A 23590-nucleotide genomic window follows, 5' to 3' on the forward strand; every position below is an offset into this window, starting at 1 on the left:
GCCGACGTTAAGATGTGTCGGCTTAATGTTAGCGCTTCGCTTATTTTACATTACTCATCACTTGTTATTACTCGGCGTGGCTTAGATTCAATGGCTTTTAGGTAATCATGGGTCCAAATTTGCGAGCGAATTTTACGGCGATTACCGCGGCTTACATACAAGTTTTGTTGTTTGCCATCTAATACTCGCGCCTTGGTGGTATCAGCAAACTGTAGTTCTAGTAAGTCGATAACCCGCTGTTTTAATTCTTCATCGTAAATCGGTACACCCACTTCAACTCGCTCTTCAATGTTTCGAGTCATCCAGTCGAACGAGGCAATGTAGACTTGATCTTCTCCACTGTGGTGGAAATGAAATACTCGAGGGTGTTCTAAGAAGCGGTCAACAATACTAATAATACGGATATTGTCGCTCACCCCCTCTAAACCTGGCACTAATGAACACATGCCGCGGATCACCATGCGAATTTTTACCCCAGCTTTGCTTGCTGCATACAAACGGGTCACTAAGCCTTTATCAACTAAGTTGTTTACCTTAATAGTAATGGCTGCAGGGTGGCCTAAGTTGGCTTGGTTTATCTCGTAATCAATTAAGCTGAACAAGCGGCGACGAGTATCGTTAGGCGAAACAATTAAGTGCTGGAACTTAAAGCGTCGATAAGGCTGCTGAATAAAACGAAATACGTTTTCTACTTCCTGGCCAATCTCTTGGTTTTTAGTAAACAGTGCAAAATCGGTGTAAATTTTGGCGGTTTTTTCATGGAAGTTACCAGTACCAATATGGCTATAAAATACCCGTTGGTCGCCTTCTTTACGTGTAACAAGCAACAACTTAGAGTGCACTTTTAGCGAGGGCACGCCAAAGACTACTTTTACGCCGGCATCGGTGAGCATTTGTGCCCAGCCAATGTTTGCACCTTCATCAAAACGTGCGCGTAATTCAATCACTACGGTGACGCGTTTGCCATTATTGGCAGCGTCAATTAACGAGTTCATTAGGTGAGATTTTTTGGCCACCCGATAAATGTTGATTTTGATGCTGCTGACTTTAGGGTCAAACGAGGCTTGGCGAACAAACTCCGAGATATAACGGAATTTGTGGTAAGGGTAATACAGCAAAATATCACGCGCGCTGATAGCGTCAAATACAGTATCAAAGCTATCAAAGTCTCGGCAATTTAATGCCGGGATTTTGTTGTTTTCTAGGTACTTTCTGCCCACATTTGGAAAGCCAATGAAGTCTTTAAAGTTATGATAACGACTGCCGCTTACACTGTGGTCTAGTTTTGATATGTGCAGCATTTTACTCAAGCGTTTGATCATACTGTTGGGCATTTCTCTGTCGTAAACAAAACGCACCGGTTCTGCTGTTAAACGCTGTTTAATGCCTCCAGACATTTTTTCTAATAAACCTTGGTCTACCTCATCGGTGAGATCGTAGTCTGCATCGCGGGTCATTTTAATTGAGTATGCCGATATGGTGTCGTACTCGTAAAATCCACGCAGTAAATCATCCAAACAAAAACGGATAATATTATCTAAGATGATCATTGTTTTGCGGGTTTTAGAACCATCTGGCGGCAATACTACAAAGCGCGGTAGGGTATCGGTGGGGATCTCAATCAACAAGTGACTTTCTTTATCCCCTTTTTTAACTTCAACCGCTAAGTAGGTGTACTCATCTTTTAAGAAGCGAACCAAGTCTGTACGTTTGGTAATAACAATTGGTGTGATGTGACGAAGCACTTTGTCTTTAAAGTATTTACGCACCCAGTTTTGATGATTATCACTTAACTGATCTTCATTAATTAGGAAGATATTACGGCGCGCTAATGTGAGAATAATTTCCCGGTAGGTCTCATCAAAGTCTTGCTGTAGTTCGGCAAGCTTGGCTTGCACGTCACTAAGTAACTTGATCGAGCCGTCGTCTTTCTGTTTTAACTCATTTAAGATGATTCTGCGTTTTAGTGCTGCCACGCGTACTTTATAAAACTCATCTTGGTTATTAGAAAAAATCCCTAAAAAGCGCACTCGCTCGATGATAGGCACGGAGTGATCTTGGGCTTCTTGCAAAACACGTTGGTTAAACGAAAGCCAACTTAACTCTTTCTCAATATAAAGACTGTCGCTCATTGGTCACCTATATAAAATACTGCTTAAGTTACTCATCTAGTCTTGGTCAAAATCTACCATCAAATCATCAGCTAGTGATTCCAAAGAATCTTGAATATTGCCTAGTTGCTCTTCATTAGCGCAAGGTACTAATAGATGCGCGGTAAAGATAAGGCCGCCCCAGTTAGGCGCGCTGGCAACAAGGGTGTTTATTTCAGTGATGCTAACACCTAGTGCATTTAGCGCTTGAGTGACTTCTTTAACAATGCCTACTCGATCGTTGGCAGTAACGGTAATAGCCACTTGAGCTTGCTCTGCATCGCCACTTTTATCGCCTTCTGCGATGTTAACCAATAAGCCATCTTGATCTTGTAAGGCATGGCTTAGGCTAGCTAAGTGCTGTTCGTCTACCTCTATATGCAGAATGCCGGCAAACTGCCCGGCAAGCTCGGTTAAACTGCTGGCTAGCCAGTTGCCTTTATGTTGCACTACTAAAGAAGATAATTGGTCTACAATACCTGGGCGGTCTTTACCAATTACGCTGACTACGAGTTGTTTCATCTTGTTGCTCCTTAGTAGGGGAGGTTATCGCGCTAAGTGCAGAAAACTAAGCGTAATTACCGAGGGATTAAAGTATGCATAGCTTTTATTGATTTAGGAAGATGTAAGCCCGCGCACTTGAAGAAAAATCATCCACCTACGCAATATAATTTCACTGTAATATTAGCTACATACAAATGTAACACTGGCTTGCTAATGATAGAACAGTAAGCCCCTTAAAGCCCTCAAAATTGTGACATTTTTTTTAGTATTTCACTCTGTAACAATACTGTCATAAAACTGCCATATACTTTCGCCAGATCTATTAAATTGTGAGGGATATATGACGCAGTCAGTGTCATTTAATAGTAGTGCTCAGCGGCAAATTAAGGACCGACTAACCCGCTACAGCGTAAGTGCTGGCGGAATTGTGGTTCTTTTGGCGTTGATCTTAATTTTCTTCTATTTATTGTACGTGGTAGCACCTATTTTTTATGGGGCTAGCTTAGAAAAGTCAAAAACCATTCCGCTAAACGATAGTCATACTACCGTGGCCATTGGTGTTGAAGAACAAAACGAAATTGCCTATCGCTTTAACAGTGATGGTCGCTTACGTTTCTTCAACCTAACCGATACGCCGCGTGAGTTTACAGATTATCAAGTTGACGCAGAAATAACTGCGGCAGACCGCACAGTGCCAAACCAAGGCTTAGTGGCCTACGGTACTCGTGAAGGTACAGCTTACGTGGTTGCGCCGAAGTTTGGCGTTAGTTACCCCAACGACAAACGCTTAATTACGCCGAGCTTAGACTACCCAATGGGTGAGCAAGCATTGAGCATTGATGCCCAAGGGCAGCCTATTGTTCAGTTGGCGTTTGAACGCGAAGAAGAGTCTGCAGTAGTGGCCGCCATTACCGAAGATGGTCGAGGCATGTTGGTACGTTTAGAAGCCGAAGAAGACATGTTTAGCGAGTCTTTAGAATGGTTGCCTGAACTCGCTGAAATTCCGAGTCTGCCAAAAAGTGTTGATCAAATGTTGGTCACACCTGACTTGCGTCGTTTGTATATTCGCAGCGGTAACCAACTAGCAAACTACAACATTTCAAACATTGATGATGTGCGTTTAAACTCGGTTGATTTCATCAACAGTAAAGACGCTAATGTTACAGACCTTGCCTTACTTACTGGCGCTAGCTCGCTGATCGTTGCAAACGATAACGGCAGTATTACTCAGTGGTTTGATGTGGCTAAAGATGGCGTACGTAAACTCACTCAAATTCGCGAATTTAACGCTGGCACTAAAATTAATGAGATTGGTGTTGAGTATTTCCGCAAAGGGTTTGCAGTAAGTGGCGAAGATGGGTCTATTACCCTATTTCACACTACTGGCGGTGGGCGTTTAGTGCGCGAGATGACCGACTCTAAAGCCTTTGGTTTAGCCTTCTCACCACGTGCCAGCGGCCTATTAACAGAATCTGAGAAGGGCCTAGAATTTTACCACGTAGATAATGAGCACCCAGAAGTAACTTGGCGCGCATTGTGGAGCAAAATTTGGTACGAAGGTTACCCAGAACCGCAATATGTTTGGCAATCAACCTCGGCCAGTGATGACTTTGAGCCTAAATTGAGCTTAGTGCCGATTTCCTTCGGTACCATTAAAGCTGCTTTTTATGCGATGTTATTTGCTGCACCCATTGCCTTAGCGGGTGCTATTTACACCGCTTACTTTATGTCTGCGCCGCTACGTAAAGTGGTTAAGCCTACCGTTGAAATTATGGAAGCTTTACCTACGGTAATCTTGGGCTTCTTAGCCGGCTTATGGTTAGCCCCTCTTATTGAAGACAACTTACCCGGTGTTATCGCCATTATGGTGTTACTGCCGGTCGGCTTCCTAGCAACTGCTTTTGCTTGGTCAAAAATGCCGAAGAAAGTGCGTCAACTATTACCAGACGGTTGGGACGCCATCGTGCTTATCCCAGTAGTACTGTTTATTGGTTGGGGCTGTATTCAAATTAGTCCTGCGCTTGAGCAATGGATGTTTGACGGCGATGCACGTTTGTACCTGACCAACGAGTTAGGGATTAGTTTTGACCAACGTAACTCAATGGTGGTGGGTTTAGCCATGGGTTTTGCGGTTATTCCGACTATTTTCTCAATTGCCGAAGATGCGATTTTCTCGGTGCCTAAGCACTTGAGCAATGGCTCGTTAGCGTTAGGTGCTACGCCTTGGCAAACCTTGACTAAGGTGGTCATTCTTACCGCCAGCCCAGGTATTTTCTCGGCCGTAATGATGGGCCTAGGTCGCGCAGTTGGCGAGACCATGATTGTACTGATGGCTACAGGTAATACTCCGGTAATGGATTGGAGTATTTTCCAGGGTATGCGTACTTTGTCAGCTAACATCGCGGTAGAAATGCCAGAGTCTGAAGTGGGAAGCTCACATTACCGAGTGCTGTTCTTAGCGGCCTTTGTATTGTTTGTATTTACCTTCGCATTTAACACCATTGCTGAATTTGTGCGCCAACGTCTGCGCGACAAATACAGCTCGCTGTAATAGGGATATGGGAACTAACCGATGAATAAGTGGTTTAAATCAGGTAACCCGTGGATTTGGATGACAGCCGGTGCGGTAAGCATAAGCTTAGTAGCAGTAATTGGATTACTGCTACTGATTGCCGCACGAGGCTTAGTTTACTTCTGGCCAAGCCCAGTGCTTGAAATGGAAGTTCATCAGTTTGGCAAAAACCAAACGGTTATTGGTGAACTGTACGAAACAGAGTTAGTGCCAATTGAGCGCTTACAAGCCTCTGGCGCTAACTTAGAAGGCTTAGACGGCGACTTTGTAGAACGTTTTCTAATAAAAACCGGTAACCGCGAATATGTTGATCTAGATTTTCGCTGGCTAACTGAAAACGAAATCTTGTCGAAGACACGCCCAGAAAATATTGCGGTGGTAGAGCGTAGAACCAACGGTAACTTTTATGGTTACGTTGAAGGTATTGTTAAAGGCGGCGAAACAATTGACGCTTCTTTAGATACTGACCACACAACATTGTATGAGCTGTTAGAGCGTTCAAACGACATTATTGAACAAGCTGACTCGTTGCAACGCAGCGATATTGGTAGCATTAACTACAGCCTAGAGCGTTTACGCCTTAAACAGCGTAAATACGAAATGGCTGAAGAGTTAACCGCTGAGCGCCTAGCGGGTATTGAGGCTGAAGAAGAACAGCTTCATCAAGATTACTTGGTATTAGAGAAACAGTTGTTCGCTTACCGAGACGATGCGCGTCGTGACCAACTTGTTATTCGCGATATGCGTGGCGAGTTGGTGACCATTCCAATGGACAATGTATTGGATGTGTTCTTCCCTAACGAGATGAACTGGTTCGATAAAGTAGGCCATTGGGTACATCAAGCAACCAAGTTTATTGTATCTGAACCGCGTGAAGCGAATACCGAGGGCGGGGTATTTCCAGCCATCTTTGGTACGGTATTCATGGTAATGCTGATGGCGGTTATTGTTACGCCCTTAGGTGTGGTTGCCGCTATTTACTTGCACGAATATGCAGGTAATAACAGCTTGACTCGCTTGATTCGTATCGCGGTGATTAACTTAGCGGGTGTGCCATCTATTGTATACGGCGTATTTGGCTTAGGTTTCTTTGTGTACATGCTAGGTGGCAGTATTGATTCCTTGTTCTATCAAGAGTCTTTACCTACACCTACCTTTGGTTCGCCAGGGGTTATTTGGGCAGCCTTAACCTTAGCCATTCTTACCTTACCGGTGGTTATTGTCTCCACTGAAGAAGGCTTGTCGCGTATTCCAAGTGCGGTTCGTCAAGGTTCGTTAGCGTTAGGTGCGACCAAAGCAGAAACCTTGTGGCGTATCGTTATTCCTATGGCTAGCCCAGCCATTATGACGGGATTAATTTTAGCGGTAGCTCGTGCAGCAGGTGAAGTAGCACCATTAATGTTAGTAGGTGTGGTGAAGCTAGCGCCAACCTTACCTTTAGATGGTAACTTCCCGTTTATTCACCTTGAGCGTAAGTTCATGCACTTAGGATTCCACATTTATGATGTAGGTTTCCAAAGCCCGAATGTAGAAGCGGCACGCCCTCTGGTATATGCCACTGCATTTTTATTGGTAACGGTTATTATTGGCTTGAACTTGGCAGCCATTCAAATCCGTAACCGTTTACGTGAAAAGTTTAAAACGTTAGACCAATAAGCTAACGGCAAATTTGTAGGAAAAAAAATGATTTCTTTGAATACAGAAAATAGTCGAGATACTAAATTAGATTTGGCTAACTTAACGGCAGAACAAACCGCTTTGGAAGTAAAGAATCTCGATCTTTACTACGGTAGTAAACAAGCCTTGTTCGACGTATCGATGAAGATCCCTAAAGGGCAGGTTACCGCATTTATTGGCCCGTCGGGTTGTGGTAAATCTACCTTGTTGCGTTGTATTAACCGCATGAACGACTTGGTTGATATTTGTAAAATTAGCGGCGAAATTATGCTGCATGGCCAAAACATTTATGACAAAAGCGTAGATGTTGCGGCGCTACGTCGTAATGTGGGCATGGTATTCCAGCGCCCAAACCCATTCCCTAAATCAATTTATGAGAATGTGGTTTACGGTTTACGCCTACAAGGTATAAAAGACCGCCGAGTATTAGATGAAGCAGTAGAGCGCTCATTACGTGGCGCAGCACTTTGGGAAGAAGTAAAAGATCGTTTGCACGAAAATGCCTTTGGTTTATCAGGTGGTCAGCAACAACGTTTAGTTATTGCTCGCGCCATTGCTATTGAGCCAGAAGTGCTATTATTGGATGAACCTACATCGGCTCTCGACCCAATTTCAACATTGACGATTGAAGAACTGATTAACGACCTCAAGAGTCGTTACACCGTGGTGATTGTGACTCACAATATGCAACAAGCGGCGCGTGTATCCGACCAAACAGCCTTTATGTATATGGGCGACATGGTGGAATACGCTGATACCAATACCTTGTTTACCACACCGGCGAAGAAACAAACCGAAGATTACATTACAGGCCGCTACGGTTAACCATACCGTGGCTGAGGAAGAGATATGGATAAGTTAAATATGAATAAACACATATCTGGTCAGTTTAATGCTGAACTTGATCATGTGCGTAATCAGATTATGGCGATGGGTGGATTAGTTGAACAACAACTAAAAGACGCTCTTAGCTTGTTAAGCCGGCCCGATGCTGAATTGGTGAATAAAGTTATCACTACCGATAGCAAAGTTAACTCTTTTGAAGTGGCAATTGATGAAGAGTGTACGCGCATTATTGCGAAGCGCCAGCCAGCAGCAAGTGACTTACGTATAGTCATGGCCATTATTAAAACCATTGCAGATTTAGAACGTATTGGTGATGCTGCAGAAAGCATTGCACGTATGGTTGAGCGCAATATGGACAAACCTTTTAAAGCATCGTTAACCAGTTTGGAGCATTTAGGCCAACATACGGCAAAAATGCTGCACGACGTGTTAGATGGGTTTGCACGTATGGATGTAGAAACTGCGTGGCAAGTACACCAAGAAGATAAAAAAGTAGATAAAGAATACGAACGTTTGATTCGTGAGTTAATGACTTACATGATGGAAGATCCACGTTCTATTCCCCAGGTACTAGATGCTTTAGCTGCTGCGAGAGCGATCGAGCGTGTTGGCGACCGTTGCCAAAACATTGCTGAGTACATTATCTACTTCGTAAGAGGTAAGGATATTCGCCATTTAGCCGGTGATGAAGTAGAAAAACTGCTGTAGTTAATAGGTATTACCCAGTTAAAAGCCGGCATATTGTCGGCTTTTTTATTTTTCCGAATATTTTTTTCAAAAAAATTTTGTTTTTCTGGTCTGAACAGTCAGGGATTAGAGTTTTGTTTTATAACGACTCACTTTCAGCTTCGGTCGAGTCAACGATCAATCTCTCAGTGAAAATTGCAAAATAAGATTTAAACTACTGTTTTAATTTTTCCTTAAGCTACTATTTTTAATGGATAATATCGCCTTCTCTTGTTTCTTTTCATTCATTTCTAATAATCCTTACGTTTACGTAAAGGTTAATTAATTCTGGCGCTAGTCATTACGATAACGTCATTAGGTTATTTAATTACGTAATTAAATTCCTTTTCTAGACTTTTGTAGTAACAAGCATGTTGCTGAAATGTTGCGTATTTAGAGTTATTACTTTAAATAAAGCTTTGCTTTTGTTTTTTACGATGATATAAAAAACAGGGTCTTGAGGTGGTTTTGAAACGGTTGTTTTAAATTTATCTGCTGGTGAGACTTTAGTTTTAGTGTTTAACATTGAGGCTGTTGCTTATCGTAACCTGAGTTACAACTACGTGATTATTACATTTTGGGTCGTGATTTACGGGTGATTCATATGACATATAAGCAATAGGTAAACACTGAACGCATTAGCCGACCATGTTAAACAGGCTCAGGCCTATTTAACCCAGCTAGAGTGAGGCAGTAGCCACAGCCAATAGCAATAATAATGCTGACCATGGCGCCTCACACATTGGCTCAGTACTTTTAGATAAAACCAGAAAAAGGTAAAAGTACTGAGTTAAATTTTCCAAGCCCTGTTGGCTTGGTGTGCACTAAAACAATCCGCAGTTATAGCGGGTATAGAAAGAACTACGTGAATATGCGGTACAAGTAAATTGTATCTAGGAATAGGGTCTAAGAGGGATTGAACATGACATTAACAAGAGAACAGCAAATTCAAGCATTAGAAAAAGACTGGGCAGAGAATCCTCGTTGGAAGGGGGTTAAGCGCCCTTATAGCGCGGAAGAAGTTGTTAAATTGCGCGGTTCATTCATTCCAGAAAATACAGTAGCGCGTCGCGGCGCAGAAAAATTATGGTCTCTCGTCAATGGCCAAGCCAAAAAAGGCTATGTTAACTGTTTGGGTGCACTAACCGGTGGCCAAGCCGTTCAGCAAGCTAAAGCGGGCATTGAAGCCATTTACCTATCTGGTTGGCAGGTTGCTGCCGATAACAATTCTGCATCAAGCATGTACCCAGACCAATCCTTGTATCCAGTCGATTCTGTGCCAAAAGTGGTTGAGCGCATTAATAACTCTTTCCAGCGCGCTGACCAAATTCAGTGGGCAAACGGCCTATCGCCAGCGAACGGTGGCTTAGATTATTTCTTGCCGATTGTTGCAGACGCTGAAGCAGGGTTTGGCGGCGTACTAAACGCCTTTGAACTGATGAAAAACATGATCAAAGCAGGTGCGGCAGGTGTTCACTTTGAAGATCAATTAGCGTCAGTGAAAAAATGTGGTCACATGGGCGGTAAAGTATTGGTTCCAACCCAAGAAGCGGTTCAGAAGCTAGTCGCTGCACGATTTGCAGCTGATGTAGCAGGTGTACCAACACTGGTTATTGCCCGTACTGATGCCAATGCTGCTGACCTATTGACTTCAGACGTTGACCCTTATGACGCTGAATTTGTGCAAGGTGAACGCACAGCAGAAGGATTCTACAAAGTAAACGCGGGTATCGATCAGGCGATTAGTCGTGGCTTAGCTTATGCCGAATACGCAGATTTGATTTGGTGTGAAACAGCTACGCCGTGTTTAGAAGAAGCGCGTAAATTCGCTGAAGCTATTCATGCTAAACACCCTGACCAACTGTTGGCTTACAACTGTTCTCCATCATTCAACTGGCGCAAAAATTTGGATGATGAAACTATTGCGAAGTTCCAACAAGAGCTTAGCGACATGGGCTATAAATACCAATTCATTACTTTAGCCGGTATTCATAACATGTGGTACAACATGTTCGACTTAGCGCATAACTACGCGCAGGGCGAAGGCATGAAGCATTACGTAAATATGGTGCAAGAGAAAGAATTCCAGGCTGCAGATCGTGGTTACACCTTTGTAGCGCATCAACAAGAAGTGGGCACCGGTTACTTTGATCAAGTGACTAATGTTATTCAAGGTGGCCAATCATCTGTTACCGCTTTAACAGGTTCTACAGAAGAAGAGCAATTTAGCTAAACGCTTAGGTCCCTAAGTAAAATAATAATAACAAGCTAAGTAACACACTTTTTTGAGCAGCCCAAGGGTTGCTCTTTTTCTTTTATTAATTTATCTGTCATAACCATTAATATTTATGCTTTTATTTTAGATGTTTGATATTTATTGTTTCATTCTAATATGGCTTAGGTTATAACCCGACCGTGAATTTATTTTAACGAAATTTATAGAGGGATCTATTTTGAAGTACAAGTTATTGGTATCGGGAATTTCATGTATCGCCTTATTATTGAGTGGTTGTGGTGGAGGTAGTGACGGTGGTAGTGCTGGCGGTGATTCGCCTTCTACGCCATTAATTACTCCTGAACCTTTGAAAGATATTAATATTTTACTCGAGGGAAGCGAGGTTTACCCAGGTTTACGTTTATTGGTTGGAAGCGCTGATGGGTTTTCCGATCATGAGTATACAATGAACCAACGTTACAGTGATTCTGGTATCACAGTTGAAACGGGCAGCACTGTAGAGGTTGAAGGGGAGCTGATTGAGTCGTTAGCTATTTCTACAACTGCATCTGAATCAGAAGCTTACCTAAAACTAGTTGCAAACAAATCTATGGATTTGAGTGAGTTTGAATCATCAGGTGCCTTTGTGTTACTGATGAAAGTTGGATTAGCAACTTACGTGGATAACACGGTAGATTGGAACGACATTGTTGGCCAGTTCAACCTATTTTCAATGCAAACTAATTTGGGAACAAGCGATGGCGAAGGTAATGTGATTGACTATGTTAATCGCGCCAATATGTTTTTTCACCAAACTAAAATGCAAGAGATACAAGCCAATGGTGAATGGAATGCGGTACTAATTCCTGTATCTTGTTTGGTTAATAATACTGATGCTCGAGGTGATTTTGATATTGCCCAGGTAGATGAGATTCTTCGATTAGATATGCGTAATGGTGCAACTGATTACGAGTTAGCTTCAGTTGCGTTAATTAAAGATGCTGAATTGGGCTCTGACCCACAGAGTTTATGCCATTTCTCATACGCTCCCATCGACTCTTTGCTTTAATTTTTTCGATTTGATTAAAGAGAGGGCTTACCCTCTTTTTAATGACTTGAACTTTCTAGATTATATTGGTGTACAAATTTAATCACCCTTTTTAACACCAGTGGGTAAAACTCAGAAAAGGCCTGATCTATGGTTTGGCTATGTTTATCTATGTCACCTAACATCAATTCAAGCTTAGTTGGGCGACGGAGTCGACGACTTATTGCTTTTAAAGTTCCTGTTATTTGCTGATGGTCATTGTAGTGGGTAAGCCAATCGTATTCGCGCATATGCGTGGCGGTGACCAACGCGCGTTCTTTGAGCGGGTAATTGTGCAACTGTTGGTAGCAATGCGTAATAAATTCATCCCTGGAGCCAGAGTGATAGTGAGGCCAATGTTGGCTCAACAAATAATCAAAATATACATCTAAGGCGATGCCTGCATAGCGACGCATTGTTGGATGAAAGCAGAGATTAAGCTTTAGTTGAGCAACCTGTTGATCGGTAAAGCTGTCTATATGCCGATGCAATAATATCCCTAGTTGTTCAGGCTCAGGATAATATTGCCACTGGTTACCTTTCACAAAGTCGCCAAGTAATGCCCCGGGTATAGAGGTATTGGTGTATTGGGCGATATGGAAATGCGCAAGGTAATTCATTCAATGAGCTTATATCAGTGTAACGCCCTAAGGCAGTAAAATAGCAGGTAAATTACTTTAGCATGCCCGTTTGCTTCAAGAACTGATTGTATCCATAGAGCCATAAATCACCATAGTTATAAAACACTTCATGGCCATTGATGTCGCCACCTAATTGATAGAACTGAAATTCTACTTGGGAGGAATGTTCAGCAAATGCGTTTACGTAACTTTGTATGGTGCTGTCAGAGTAATAGGCGTCGTTACGTCCGTAGATAAACAAATGTGGCAGCGGATTATTTTGTGCTGCTTGTGCGAACAAACCGAGGTTGCTGGCACTCTCGGCGTTTATTTGGCATTGCTCACCCATCCAGCCACCAGAAAAATTAACCACACCTTTGAACAAGGTTGGATGTTTGGCTGCATAAACCACAGAGAGTAAGCCACCACGAGAATTACCACTGATTAAGATTTTGTCTTGGTCGACCCAAGTTTGCTGTTTAATAAAAGCGAAAGTGGCGTCTAAACTTTGTTGCGCATAACGTAGGCCTGCTTCCACGCTGTTGACACTACAATTGTAAGATTCTTTATACTCGCCTTCAGAGTTACCGCGGCCACGGCGCATAGGCACTAACAACGCGATATTGTGCTTAGTAAAGTAAGCGCCTAAACCCCAAGGTTTAATGCTCAAGTCTTTATCAATAATGCCAGGACCGGTAGACCCATGATTAAACACGACTAAGGGAAATGGGCCTTCGCCAATAGGTTTGTAAAGAGTTGCCTCAAGCCTTATCTCGCTGTCCCACAATAGCCCTGGATCCGTCATTGGGATCCATAGGGTTTCGCCGTTATCCTCGGCGATGCAGCAACTGCTTAAAAGAACTAACCCCAACGTGAGTATTCGAGCGTGCATTTTTATTATCCGTAACAGTGGCTATTAACCGAGCTTAAGTGGTCAGAACATATTGCTGTCGATAAGCATTGTCATGCCGAGCAAGGCAAACTAAAGAACGGAAAATACTAGCATTTCTGGGGGGTATTGTTTATCGGTTAACGATTAATTGGCGTACGGGGTGGAGAAGCAGACAAAAAAAATCCAGCGCTAGGCTGGACTAAAAAAACATAAGGAATGACTAATACGTGCTACAGCTAAAGCGCAAAATAGCAGGGGCGATTAGTGGCCCCATAAATCGACAAATTCAGTATCGGCTGAATACAGCGCCATAGGATGAAAGCGCCAAACAATTTATGGTGCAATCCTATCGTGACGCAGCTCACAAAACAACCTCTATTTGTAATTTTTTTACTAAAATTTAATTTATGTTCGTGTATTAGTTAGTGGTGTGTCACTAAAATTTGTAATATTGTTGTAATATTACCTAACTGTCTGAGTGTAAAGGCTCTTGTTCTGCTAACATTTCTAACAAAGAAATTGCCACACCAACAAAATCAGTATCGGTAATAATACCTATCAGCTTTTTACCGTCTACCACGGGTAAGCATCCAATTCTGTAACGCTCTATATGCCTTGCTGCTTCGCCCACACCAGCCTCTGGATCTACAGTATGTAACTTGGTCACCATAATATGGCAAAGCATAATTTGTTGTTCGTGAGCGGTGCGCTGTTCTTTGCTTGTGTTACTAAGTGAAGACTCTTGTGCCGCTAACAAAGTGCGCTCGCTTACTAGGCCAATGAGGTTTTGCTGGTTATCGACGATGGGAATGTGGCGGATCTTATGTTCATTGCACAGGCTAATCGCTTGCTCTAGCGTAGTTTGCTCTGAGGCGGTATGGGGGTTAGTTGTCATGATGTCTGCAATTTTAATCATAACGATACCTCTTGTTGTTTATCTCCCTTAAATCTAGTGGTTTAGGGGGAAAGCGACTTGATAAAAATCAACGAATTTAACGCTTTTTTAGGCGCTGGTTAAGACTTGTCGTATCGCTAGAAAAAGCGCTAAAAATACAATTGAATACTTTGCAAAATGGGTAATGTTCTGCTGCAAAATACGTCAAAAACTTAGCTGTGTTTGAGGTTTACACCCTTAGTGAGGTAGGACGCTAAGGGTGGTTTTAATGGTGGGTTAACAAGCTGGCTCACGGTTTAAAATAAGGTTTGGAACAGTCGGTTGGCGTAATCATCAGTCATACCGGCTATGTAGTCGGCAATAACACGCGCTTGGCTATCTCCGTCTTCTCCGGCTTGCTGCCAGCGTCTACGGGTATTAAGGGGTAAGAGGCGCATTGGGTCACTAGCAAATGCTTGGAATAACTCCATTACTACTTGCTGGCCTTTAAAGCGTACCATTTCAATTTCTGGTGTTTGAATAACATAATGCAATACAAAGCGCTTGAGTACTTCTAACGCTTGCGCCATTGGTGGGTCCATTCTGGCTTGTAAATCTAATAAGGGCTCGCCAAAGCGCTGTTGCTCTTGCAAACTAATAGAGGTGATAAAGGCGTTAACTAAACTTCCTATGGCGTCTTTTTGGTCGTAATGGTGGCGGCTAAACAGTTTGACCGATAGAGGGCCTATTTCATCCGCTAACCAGCATTGTTTAATATCGGCGATGGCAGAGGCCACTTGTTCTTGCCAATCATGACGATTCACAATGCCCATTACAATGGCATCTTCTAAGTCATGCACTCCATAAGCAATGTCATCAGCTAACTCCATAATTGAACAGTCTAGAGACTTAAAGCTTGATTTACGGTGTTGTTGCTCGCCCATGTCTCTGGAGTGAACAAACTGTTCTCGGTCTTGTTCTGATACGCTGGCTAATACCCAGTCGTATAAATGTTTGTCGTCATCGTAAACACCTTTAGCTGGCGCCCAATCTGCAACCTTTAGCTGGCGAAAGCTTTTAGCTACAGGCGGCAAGGGCTGGCGTTGGAGCTGACTGAGCAAACAGGGGTACTTCATTATGCCTAGCAAAGTGCGGCGAGTGAGATTCATCCCGTTATTTTTTGTGTAGGGTTCTAGCTTGGTAAGAATGCGAAAGGTTTGCGCGTTGCCTTCAAAGCCACCATCGTCGCGCATCATGTAGTTAAGCGCCACTTCACCTCCATGGCCGAAAGGAGGGTGGCCAATATCATGAGCCAAGCACAAGCTTTCTATTAAGTTTAGCTCTGGAAGACAATGGTTTTGAGCATGCTTAACGGTGTGTAAGTGGCCAACAATGCCGGTGCCAATTTGAGCAACCTCGAGAGAGTGAGTGAGGCGCGTGCGGTAAAAGTCGTTATTACCAATGCTCAGCACCTGAGTTTTATTTTGTAAGCGACGAAACGCGGCTGAGTGGAGGATGCGGGCGCGATCCCGTTGCCAAGAGTTACGGTGGTCGTTACGACGTTGGCTTTGATCTTCTGCGTAGCGTGCTGTACCGGCTTGTTCACTCAGTGCATTCATTCAAGTGGCTCTTTAAAAAATGATGTTGTTTACAGTACAACACATTTTCTAAAAATAACATGACCTTATGCTAAGGCAAAAAGCAATAAAAAAGGGCGCAGTTAGCGCCCTCTACTTCACTTTACTTTACTTGGTTTAGTCTGCTTGGCGATAACCATCAAGGAAGGTAGCGATACGGCCAATAGCTTCGCGTAGCTCTTCTTCTCGAGGAAGAAATACAATGCGGAAGTGATCGGGTTTGCTCCAGTTAAAGCCGGTGCCTTGTACTACTAAAATCTTCTCTTGTTGCAATAAATCTAATGCAAACTGCTGGTCGTCTTTAATATTAAATTTCTTAACGTCCAGTTTAGGGAACAAGTACATAGCCCCTTGTGGCTTAACGCAGCTTACTCCTGGAATATCATTTAATAATTCCCAAGCCAGGTTTCGCTGTTCGTATAATCGACCACCAGGGACAATAAGCTCGTTAATACTTTGGTAGCCACCTAGGGCTGTTTGAATGGCATGTTGTACCGGTACATTGGCACAAAGGCGCATAGACGCCAGCATATCTAAACCGTCTATATAATCTTTAGCGCGATGTTTCGGCCCGCTTACTAACAACCAACCAGAGCGGAAACCACATACGCGATAAGCTTTAGACAAACCGTTAAAGGTGAGCGTTAATACATCGTCTGACAAGGTGGATAAAGGCACGTGTAGCGCTTCATCGTAAATCACTTTTGAGTAAATTTCGTCGGCAAACAAAATAAGATTGTGTTGGCGGGCAAGCTCTACCAATTCAAGCAGCAATTCTTTGCTGTATACCGCACCGGTTGGGTTATTAGGGTTTATAACCACTAAACCTTTAGTACGCGGTGTGATTTTACTGCGAATATCTTCAATGTCAGGGAACCAGCCGGCTTCTTCATCGCATTCATAATGAACTGGGTTACCACCAGAGAGTGTTACCGCTGCGGTCCATAACGGGTAGTCGGGTGAGGGCACTAGCATTTCATCGCCATTATTTAATAGCGCTTGCATGGCCATAACGATAAGTTCGCTTACCCCATTACCGAGATAAATATCTTCTAGCGTGGTGGTACGTAAACCTTGTAACTGATAATGATGCATCACCGCTTTACGGGCAGAGAACAAACCTTTGGAGTCACAGTAACCTTGGGCAGTAGGTAGGTTATGAATTACGTCTACTAGAATTTCTTCCGGGGCTTCAAAATTAAATTCGGCAGTGTTGCCAATATTTAATTTGATTACTCGGTGGCCATCTTCTTCGAGGCGTTTAGCTTGTTTTAATACCGGACCACGAATGTCGTAGCATACGTTATCTAGCTTATGTGACTTCTCTATTTGATACATGATTATTTCTGTCCCTTTAGAATAGACGTATTAACTTACTTTTTTTGGTTGCATGCAAGTGTTTGCCGAAGGTATTTGAGCTTTTTCAGGATTTTTTATTAGTAAAGGGCTGAACCACCAATAGTTGGTGATAAACTGGCCGAGCAAAACCTCAAACCATTGCGAGACTATGTTAGAACTCAAACACTTAAAAACCTTACAAGCGCTTAGAGAAACTGGCTCATTAGTGGTCGCTGCTCAGCGCTTATGTTTAACCCAATCGGCGCTTTCTCATCAGTTAAAAGAGTTAGAATCACGCATTGGGGCAAAGTTGTTTGTGCGTAAAACCAAGCCGTTACGATTCACCATGGCGGGATTACGAGTGTTGGAACTGGCCGACAATGTACTAGAGCAAGTTCAACATACCGAGCGAGAGCTTGCTAGGTTGGTGGGCGGACAAGCCGGGCGACTGCATTTAGCCATTGAGTGCCACAGCTGTTTTAATTGGTTAATGCCAGCTATTGATAATTACCGCGGCCTTTGGCCAGATGTAGAATTAGATTTTAGCAGTGGTTTTAGCTTTGAACCCTTGCCTGAACTTGCCCAAGGCCAGCTTGATTTGGTGATAACCTCTGATCCTCAGCCTTGCGAGGGCATTGTGTTTCAGCCTTTATTCTCATATCAACCTACCTTAGCGTTAAGCCCAAATCATCCCTTAGCAAAGAAAGCCGTGATTGAGCCCGAGGATTTTGCCAATCAAGTGCTTATTTCTTACCCGGTTGATACCCACCGCTTAGATTTATTTAATCTGTTTCTCGATCCCGCAGGCGTAGAACCGTTAGCGGTGCGTAAAGTTGATATGACCATAATGATGATGCAGTTAGTGGCCAGTGGTCGCGGAGTAGCGGTATTACCAAATTGGGCTTTAACCGAGTATGTAAACAAAGGTTATATCGTTACGCGCGAATTGGGTGACGGGCATTTGTGGCAGAACTTGTATGCGGCGCGCCATGAGAGTCATCAAGACAGCGCCTACATTGAAGCCTTTTTAGATATTGCGAGGGAGCATTGCTTTAGTCATTTACAGGGCATTAAAGCTTTTGGTAGCAACTAACTAAATGGGATCGACGGCAATCAGTTGGTTGTCGAACATATTCTTAATGAGCCCAACAAATTCATCAATGAACTGTTGCTGCTGCTGAGTAGGGCTAGACATCCACACTCCAGACAATACCTGCTCTAAGTCATTTACGATGGCATCAATTTCCCGAATAACAATGAAACGGTGTTCGCTCTCAAGATGCTCATGTTGGCGACAGACCAACATAACACTTTCGGATAACTGTTCAGATACATAATCGCAAATGGTTAACGGATTTTTCTGGGCTTGAGTGTGTTCAAACAAAGCCAGGTTATCTGTTAAAAAGCCAATTAGCTGAATGTAACCTTCGCTATCAGTTACCATTGTGTCATCTTCCTCTCTTAATCACTTAGTAGGGGTAGTGTATAACGAATAAGCGCGAAAACAACATGCGCTGAGACACATTTGTTCACAGTTATAGGGTTTGAGTGAGTTCTGCTGAGTGAACATAAGCTTGGTTACAAGAGCTAGGCAGGTAGAGCCTTGGATTAGCACGCTTCAAATCACGCAAATGATACTCCAATAATCGCTTATCTATTGGCGTGTTACTTTGGGTTTGCTGAAGCCAATTTACCAAGCTCTTGGTATTCTCTTGAAAACCGCTTTCTAACTGGGCGATTTGCTGCTTAGTTCTTTGTATTTCCTCAACCTTGAGTGGCGAACGCTGTACCATGTTAATGAGGTAGGGAGTGAGTTTATGCGCTTGCTTCATATAGCTATCGCTCATTGGCACGGGGGACAGCTTTAAATTTTTTTGACGTTCTAACTGGCCACAAATGTGGTTCGCTTTAACCAAGGCAACGGTTTGCTGAATCACTTGGTTGGTATCAAACCCCTCGCCATACATCTCATGAATGCCAGTAGCTAAATCGTGTTTCGATAAACGCACTTTAGGGAAGGTAAGTTGTTCGCGGGTGAATAACCTGACTCGGTTTGGTGCGGCTTGCCGCGGTACAATAATGGCGATTTGGTTGCGCTTTTGTTCAACATAAAGGTTGGCTATTGCTTGGCTTTGTTGGCTAATACTGATTAGTTGGCCACTGATTTGGCAATCGATGGATTTAGGGATATCGCCCACATGGCTAGCACTAACATACTGATGAGGATAATCCGGCAGGGCTTGAATTTGACCAAGTTGGCGTTGCATAAAATGAGTGGCAATAGCCGCCCGGCAAATGGCGGTTTCACTAATGGGCGGTGTGCTCATCACTTTCCAACCGATAAGCACAACGGTAAGCAGTAATAGCGAGCTGCTAATTACTATCAACGGTTGGCGTCGAATGATCATCGCGGCCTCTCTGGAAACTCAATTAAACAGACGTATCTTTGTTATCTGTCATTCACAGAAAAACTAAAGTGCTTATTAGAAGTATAGTTCAAGCTTGGTTAATTATTAGGGTTTTAAGGTGCTTGAATTAGGCTATCTTTTGCTTAATTGGAGGGAGTTCGGCTACTTCAATAGTCCCTTTAGGTTTGCTGCAGCAGCTAAGGATTTGACCTTTAGGGATGTTAGCTAAAGGTGATTGGGTATATTCCACTTCACCTTTTACTAAGGTGGTACGGCAGGCGCCACACACGCCCTCGCGACAATGAAACTCTGGGGTAAATCCCGCTTGTTCATAGGCTTCGAGAATGCTCTTGTGGTGGCCGTCTACGACCACCTCAACACCGCCTGCTATAACGCGACCTTCTTGCTGAGACATTACAGTTCGAAATCCTCGAAGTCATCAATGTCTATACTTGAATCAATCTGACCCACAAGGTAAGAACTGATTTCCGCTTCTTGTGGAGCAACTTGTACATTGTCTGAGACTAACCATGAGTTAATCCATGGGATAGGATTACTGCGGTCTTCAAAGCAAGGTAGTAAACCAACGGCCTGCATACGTGTATTGGTAATGTACTCTACGTACTGGCTTAAGATTTCTTCGTTTAAACCGATCATCGAGCCGTCTTTGAATAGGTATTGTGCCCACTCTTTTTCTTGCTCAGCTGCATCAGTAAACATGCGCCATGCATCAACTTCACACTCGGCGGCAATTTCGGCCATTTCTGGGTCGTCTTTGCCTTCGCGCATTAGGTTAATCATGTGCTGTGTGCCGGTAAGGTGCAATGCTTCATCGCGGGCAATCAGTTTGATGATTTTGGCATTACCTTCCATTAACTCGCGCTCGGCAAAAGCAAACGAACAAGCAAAACTTACGTAGAAGCGGATTGCTTCCAGTACGTTTACCGACATTAAACACAAGTAGAGTTTTTTCTTGAGTTCACGCACGGTAATGTTGTGAACCACGCCTGCCACTTCGTGTTGACCTTCACCGTGTAAATGGTAAATAGAGGTGGCTTGAATTAAATCATCGTAGTAACCAGCAATGTCATTGGCACGTTTGATGATCTCTTCGTTTTCCATAATGTCGTCAAACACTTCACCAGGATTGCCCATTATGTTACGAATAATGTGAGTATATGAGCGTGAGTGAATCGTTTCACTAAAGGCCCACGTTTCAATCCAGGTTTCTAGCTCAGGCAAGCTGACTAGCGGCAGTAATGCAACATTTGGCGAACGGCCTTGAATGCTATCTAACAGCGTTTGGTACTTTAGATTACTAATAAAGATATGCTGCTCGTGAGCGGGCAATTTGTTGTAATCAATCCGGTCACGGCTTACGTCTACTTCTTCTGGGCGCCAGAAAAAGGACAGCTGCTTTTCGATTAGTTTTTCAAATATCTCATGACGTTGTTGGTCATAACGGGCCACGTTTACCGGCTGACCAAAGAACATTGGCTCTTTGGTGGCGTCGTTGGCATTTTGAGTAAAAATTGAGTAGCTCATCTACATTTTTTCCTAAAAATTCTTGTTGCGCTTACACGCGTAAACTTGGCTTAAATCTTACATGCACCGCCAGCGCAATCATCGTCTTCTGGCTCTGGCTTCATATCGTCATGTTGGTCGCTAGCGCCATCACGGGTGTTATGATAATACAACGTCTTAACCCCGTATTTATAGGCGGTTAATAGGTCGGCAATCAGCGCTTTCATTGGTACGCGGTTGCCTTCATAACGGGTTGGGTCGTAGTTGGTATTAGCTGAAATACTTTGGTCGACAAACTTCTGCATCAAGCCAACTAACTGCAAGTAACCTTCGTTATTTGGTATGTCCCATAGCAGCTCGTAATTTTGCTTAAGGTTTTCGAAGTCTGGCACTACTTGCTTAAGAATACCGTCTTTGCTGGCTTTAACGCTAATAAAGCCACGTGGTGGTTCAATACCATTGGTCGCGTTAGAGATTTGGCTTGAGGTCTCTGATGGCATTAATGCCGACAGGGTAGAGTTACGCAAACCATGCGTAGTGATCTCTTCGCGTAGCTCTTCCCAATCATAATGCAGCGGTTCGTCACTGAGTTTATCGAGAGACTTTTTGTAGGTATCGATAGGCAATACGCCTTGCGAGTACGTAGTCTCGTTAAACATTGGACAAGCACCTTGCTCTTTGGCCAAACGCATAGAGGCTTTTAATAGCCAGTACTGAATAGCTTCAAAGGTACGGTGAGTTAAGTTGTTAGCACTGCCGTCACTGTATTTAGTACCGTTTTTGGCCAAGTAATAGGCGTAGTTAATCACGCCTATGCCTAAGGTACGGCGACCGTCAGAGCCTTTTTTCGCGGCTTTGATTGGGTAATCTTGGTAGTCGAGTAAGCTATCTAAAGCGCGTACCGCTAAGTCTGATAACTCTTCTAGCTCGTCTAGGTTTTCAATCGCACCTAGGTTAAAGGCCGATAAAGTACAAAGGGCAATTTCGCCGTTTTCATCATGTACATGCTGCAGCGGCTTAGTGGGTAAGGCAATTTCTAAACACAGGTTAGATTGACGTACCGGGGCTTGAGCTGGGTCAAATGGGCTGTGCGTATTACAGTGATCAACGTTTTGAATGTAGATCCGACCTGTTGACGCGCGCTCTTGCATTAACAAAGAGAATAAATCGACTGCCTTAATTTGTTCTTTACGAATACTCGGGTCTTGCTCGTATTGCTCATACAAACGTTCAAATTTGTCTTGGTCTTCAAAGAAGGCGTCGTATAAACCTGGAGTATCACTTGGCGAGAACAGGGTGATGTTTTCGCCTTTTACCAAACGTTGGTACATCAATTTGTTTAACTGAACACCGTAATCCATATGGCGAACACGGTTGTCGTCTACACCACGGTTGTTCTTAAGTACTAATAGTGACTCTACTTCTAAGTGCCAGAATGGGTAGAAAATGGTTGCTGCTCCACCACGAACACCGCCTTGTGAACAACATTTAACCGCAGTTTGGAAGTATTTATAGAATGGAATACAACCGGTGTGGAAGGCTTCGCCACCGCGAATTTCACTGCCTAGGGCACGAATGCGACCAGCGTTGATACCAATACCTGCACGTTGCGACACGTAGGTAACAATAGAAGACGCTGTTGCGTTAATAGACTCTAAGCTATCGCCACACTCAATTAATACACAAGAGCTGAACTGGCGAGTAGGAGTACGAACGCCCGACATAATCGGCGTTGGCAAAGAGATTTTGAACTTAGAGGTCGCATCATAAAAGCGACGGATGTAGGTTAATCGAACCGATTTATCGTAGTGAGCAAATAAACACGCCGCTACCAAAATATACAAGAATTGTGCGCTTTCAAAAATCTCGCCGCTGACTCGGTTCTGAACAAGGTACTTACCTTCTAACTGCTTAACCGCTCCGTATGAAAAGTCCATATCACGCCAGTGGTCGATAAAATCGTCCATTTGGGCGAACTCTTCAGGTGTGTAATCTTTTAGCAAATGGATGTCGTAACGACCTGCTTCGCATTGCTTTACAACGTGGTCGTAAAGCGCTGGCGGTTCAAACTGGCCATAAGCTTTCTTACGAAGATGGAACACGGCTAAACGTGCAGCCAAAAATTGATAATCTGGGGTTTCTTGAGAGATTAAATCCGCAGCAGATTTAATAATGGTTTCATGAATATCTTTGGTCGCCATTCCGTCATAGAACTGGATGTGAGATTTAAGTTCTACTTGCGATACCGATACGTTTTTTAGGCCTTTAGCGGCCCAAGTAATCACTCGGTGGATCTTATCTAAGTTGATCGCTTCTTGTTTACCGCTTCGTTTGGTTATCAGAAGATCTTTATTCATGAAGGGGAGGCCCTGTATCCTAATTTTTGCTGCTGCTTATCTAGTACTGCTATTTGCTGTTAGCCACTAGATATAGTGTTTTTAAAATCTATGGGTACAAGATAATGAGGTTTTGGCTTTTTCGCAAGCTCTAGCAGAAAAGAAGAAATTGTGTATAACTTGC

General features: G+C 43.4%; 19 protein-coding genes. 7 read left to right on the top strand and 12 right to left on the bottom strand.

The window, feature by feature from the left end:
• Positions 1-50: 50 nt before the first annotated feature.
• Positions 51-2132 carry a polyphosphate kinase 1 gene (gene ppk1, locus Q4592_RS14180; protein WP_137671439.1) on the bottom strand — a complete coding sequence of 694 codons (2082 nt, stop codon included), beginning with the start codon at positions 2130-2132 and terminating at the stop codon, positions 51-53.
• Positions 2133-2168: 36 nt separating this feature from the next.
• A complete protein-coding gene (locus Q4592_RS14185) occupies positions 2169-2672 on the bottom strand; it encodes a glycine cleavage system protein R (RefSeq protein ID WP_303514203.1) in 504 nt (167 codons plus the stop codon).
• 322 nt (positions 2673-2994) lie between these two features.
• Here Q4592_RS14185 and Q4592_RS14190 point away from each other — a divergent pair, with 322 nt between their 5' ends.
• The 6 genes from Q4592_RS14190 (at position 2995) to Q4592_RS14215 (ending at position 11759) form a co-directional block, all read left to right on the top strand.
• Positions 2995-5205 (top strand): ABC transporter permease subunit, encoded by a 2211-nt coding sequence (locus tag Q4592_RS14190; protein WP_161985059.1) that lies wholly within the window; start codon positions 2995-2997, stop codon positions 5203-5205.
• Positions 5206-5226: 21 nt separating this feature from the next.
• A complete protein-coding gene (gene pstA / locus Q4592_RS14195; protein ID WP_303514207.1) occupies positions 5227-6882 on the top strand; it encodes a phosphate ABC transporter permease PstA in 1656 nt (551 codons plus the stop codon).
• 27 nt (positions 6883-6909) lie between these two features.
• Positions 6910-7728 carry a phosphate ABC transporter ATP-binding protein PstB gene (gene pstB, locus Q4592_RS14200; protein ID WP_137671436.1) on the top strand — a complete coding sequence of 273 codons (819 nt, stop codon included), beginning with the start codon at positions 6910-6912 and terminating at the stop codon, positions 7726-7728.
• Between the two features lie 24 nt (positions 7729-7752).
• Complete coding sequence (gene phoU, locus Q4592_RS14205) at positions 7753-8457, top strand: phosphate signaling complex protein PhoU (RefSeq protein ID WP_137671435.1); 705 nt, start codon at positions 7753-7755, stop codon at positions 8455-8457.
• A gap of 940 nt (positions 8458-9397) precedes the next feature.
• The gene (gene aceA / locus Q4592_RS14210; protein ID WP_303514213.1) at positions 9398-10708 is read left to right on the top strand and encodes an isocitrate lyase; all 1311 of its coding nucleotides are present in this window, start codon (positions 9398-9400) and stop codon (positions 10706-10708) included.
• Positions 10709-10928: 220 nt separating this feature from the next.
• Positions 10929-11759, top strand: coding sequence for a hypothetical protein (locus Q4592_RS14215; protein ID WP_303514216.1), 831 nt, complete (start codon positions 10929-10931; stop codon positions 11757-11759).
• 38 nt (positions 11760-11797) lie between these two features.
• Here the strand turns inward: Q4592_RS14215 and Q4592_RS14220 are convergent, their stop codons facing one another.
• The 5 genes from Q4592_RS14220 to Q4592_RS14240 all read right to left on the bottom strand — a co-directional run bounded on the left by Q4592_RS14220 (position 11798) and on the right by Q4592_RS14240 (position 17138).
• Complete coding sequence (locus Q4592_RS14220) at positions 11798-12397, bottom strand: ACP phosphodiesterase (protein ID WP_303514218.1); 600 nt, start codon at positions 12395-12397, stop codon at positions 11798-11800.
• Between the two features lie 52 nt (positions 12398-12449).
• Entirely contained in the window at positions 12450-13289 is an 840-nt protein-coding gene (locus Q4592_RS14225) for a S9 family peptidase (RefSeq protein ID WP_303514220.1), read from the bottom strand.
• A gap of 466 nt (positions 13290-13755) precedes the next feature.
• Entirely contained in the window at positions 13756-14205 is a 450-nt protein-coding gene (locus Q4592_RS14230; RefSeq protein WP_303514223.1) for a CBS domain-containing protein, read from the bottom strand.
• A 275-nt stretch (positions 14206-14480) separates the two neighbouring features.
• Entirely contained in the window at positions 14481-15782 is a 1302-nt protein-coding gene (locus Q4592_RS14235) for an anti-phage deoxyguanosine triphosphatase (protein WP_303514226.1), read from the bottom strand.
• A gap of 135 nt (positions 15783-15917) precedes the next feature.
• Positions 15918-17138: a pyridoxal phosphate-dependent aminotransferase gene (locus Q4592_RS14240; RefSeq protein WP_137671428.1), complete on the bottom strand. Its 1221-nt coding sequence runs from the start codon at positions 17136-17138 to the stop codon at positions 15918-15920.
• Between the two features lie 169 nt (positions 17139-17307).
• Here Q4592_RS14240 and Q4592_RS14245 point away from each other — a divergent pair, with 169 nt between their 5' ends.
• Complete coding sequence (locus Q4592_RS14245) at positions 17308-18231, top strand: LysR substrate-binding domain-containing protein (RefSeq protein WP_303514230.1); 924 nt, start codon at positions 17308-17310, stop codon at positions 18229-18231.
• Here Q4592_RS14245 and Q4592_RS14250 read toward each other — a convergent pair whose 3' ends face one another.
• From Q4592_RS14250 to nrdA, 5 genes are all read right to left on the bottom strand, one after another.
• The gene (locus Q4592_RS14250; RefSeq protein WP_137671426.1) at positions 18232-18582 is read right to left on the bottom strand and encodes a DUF3802 family protein; all 351 of its coding nucleotides are present in this window, start codon (positions 18580-18582) and stop codon (positions 18232-18234) included. It lies immediately after the preceding gene.
• A gap of 91 nt (positions 18583-18673) precedes the next feature.
• The gene (locus Q4592_RS14255) at positions 18674-19546 is read right to left on the bottom strand and encodes a hypothetical protein (protein ID WP_303514232.1); all 873 of its coding nucleotides are present in this window, start codon (positions 19544-19546) and stop codon (positions 18674-18676) included.
• Between the two features lie 127 nt (positions 19547-19673).
• On the bottom strand, positions 19674-19961 hold the full coding sequence (gene yfaE, locus Q4592_RS14260; RefSeq protein ID WP_303514235.1) for a class I ribonucleotide reductase maintenance protein YfaE: 288 nt from the start codon (positions 19959-19961) through the stop codon (positions 19674-19676).
• Positions 19961-21091, bottom strand: coding sequence for a class Ia ribonucleoside-diphosphate reductase subunit beta (gene nrdB, locus Q4592_RS14265; protein ID WP_137671418.1), 1131 nt, complete (start codon positions 21089-21091; stop codon positions 19961-19963). The genes yfaE and nrdB overlap by 1 nt, the downstream gene beginning before the upstream one ends.
• 50 nt (positions 21092-21141) lie before the next feature.
• The gene (nrdA, locus tag Q4592_RS14270) at positions 21142-23427 is read right to left on the bottom strand and encodes a class 1a ribonucleoside-diphosphate reductase subunit alpha (RefSeq protein ID WP_303514237.1); all 2286 of its coding nucleotides are present in this window, start codon (positions 23425-23427) and stop codon (positions 21142-21144) included.
• Positions 23428-23590: the final 163 nt, after the last annotated feature.

The sequence above is a fragment of the Agarivorans sp. 1_MG-2023 genome (assembly GCF_030548385.1).
In the GTDB taxonomy this organism is placed as follows: Bacteria; Pseudomonadota; Gammaproteobacteria; order Enterobacterales; family Celerinatantimonadaceae; genus Agarivorans.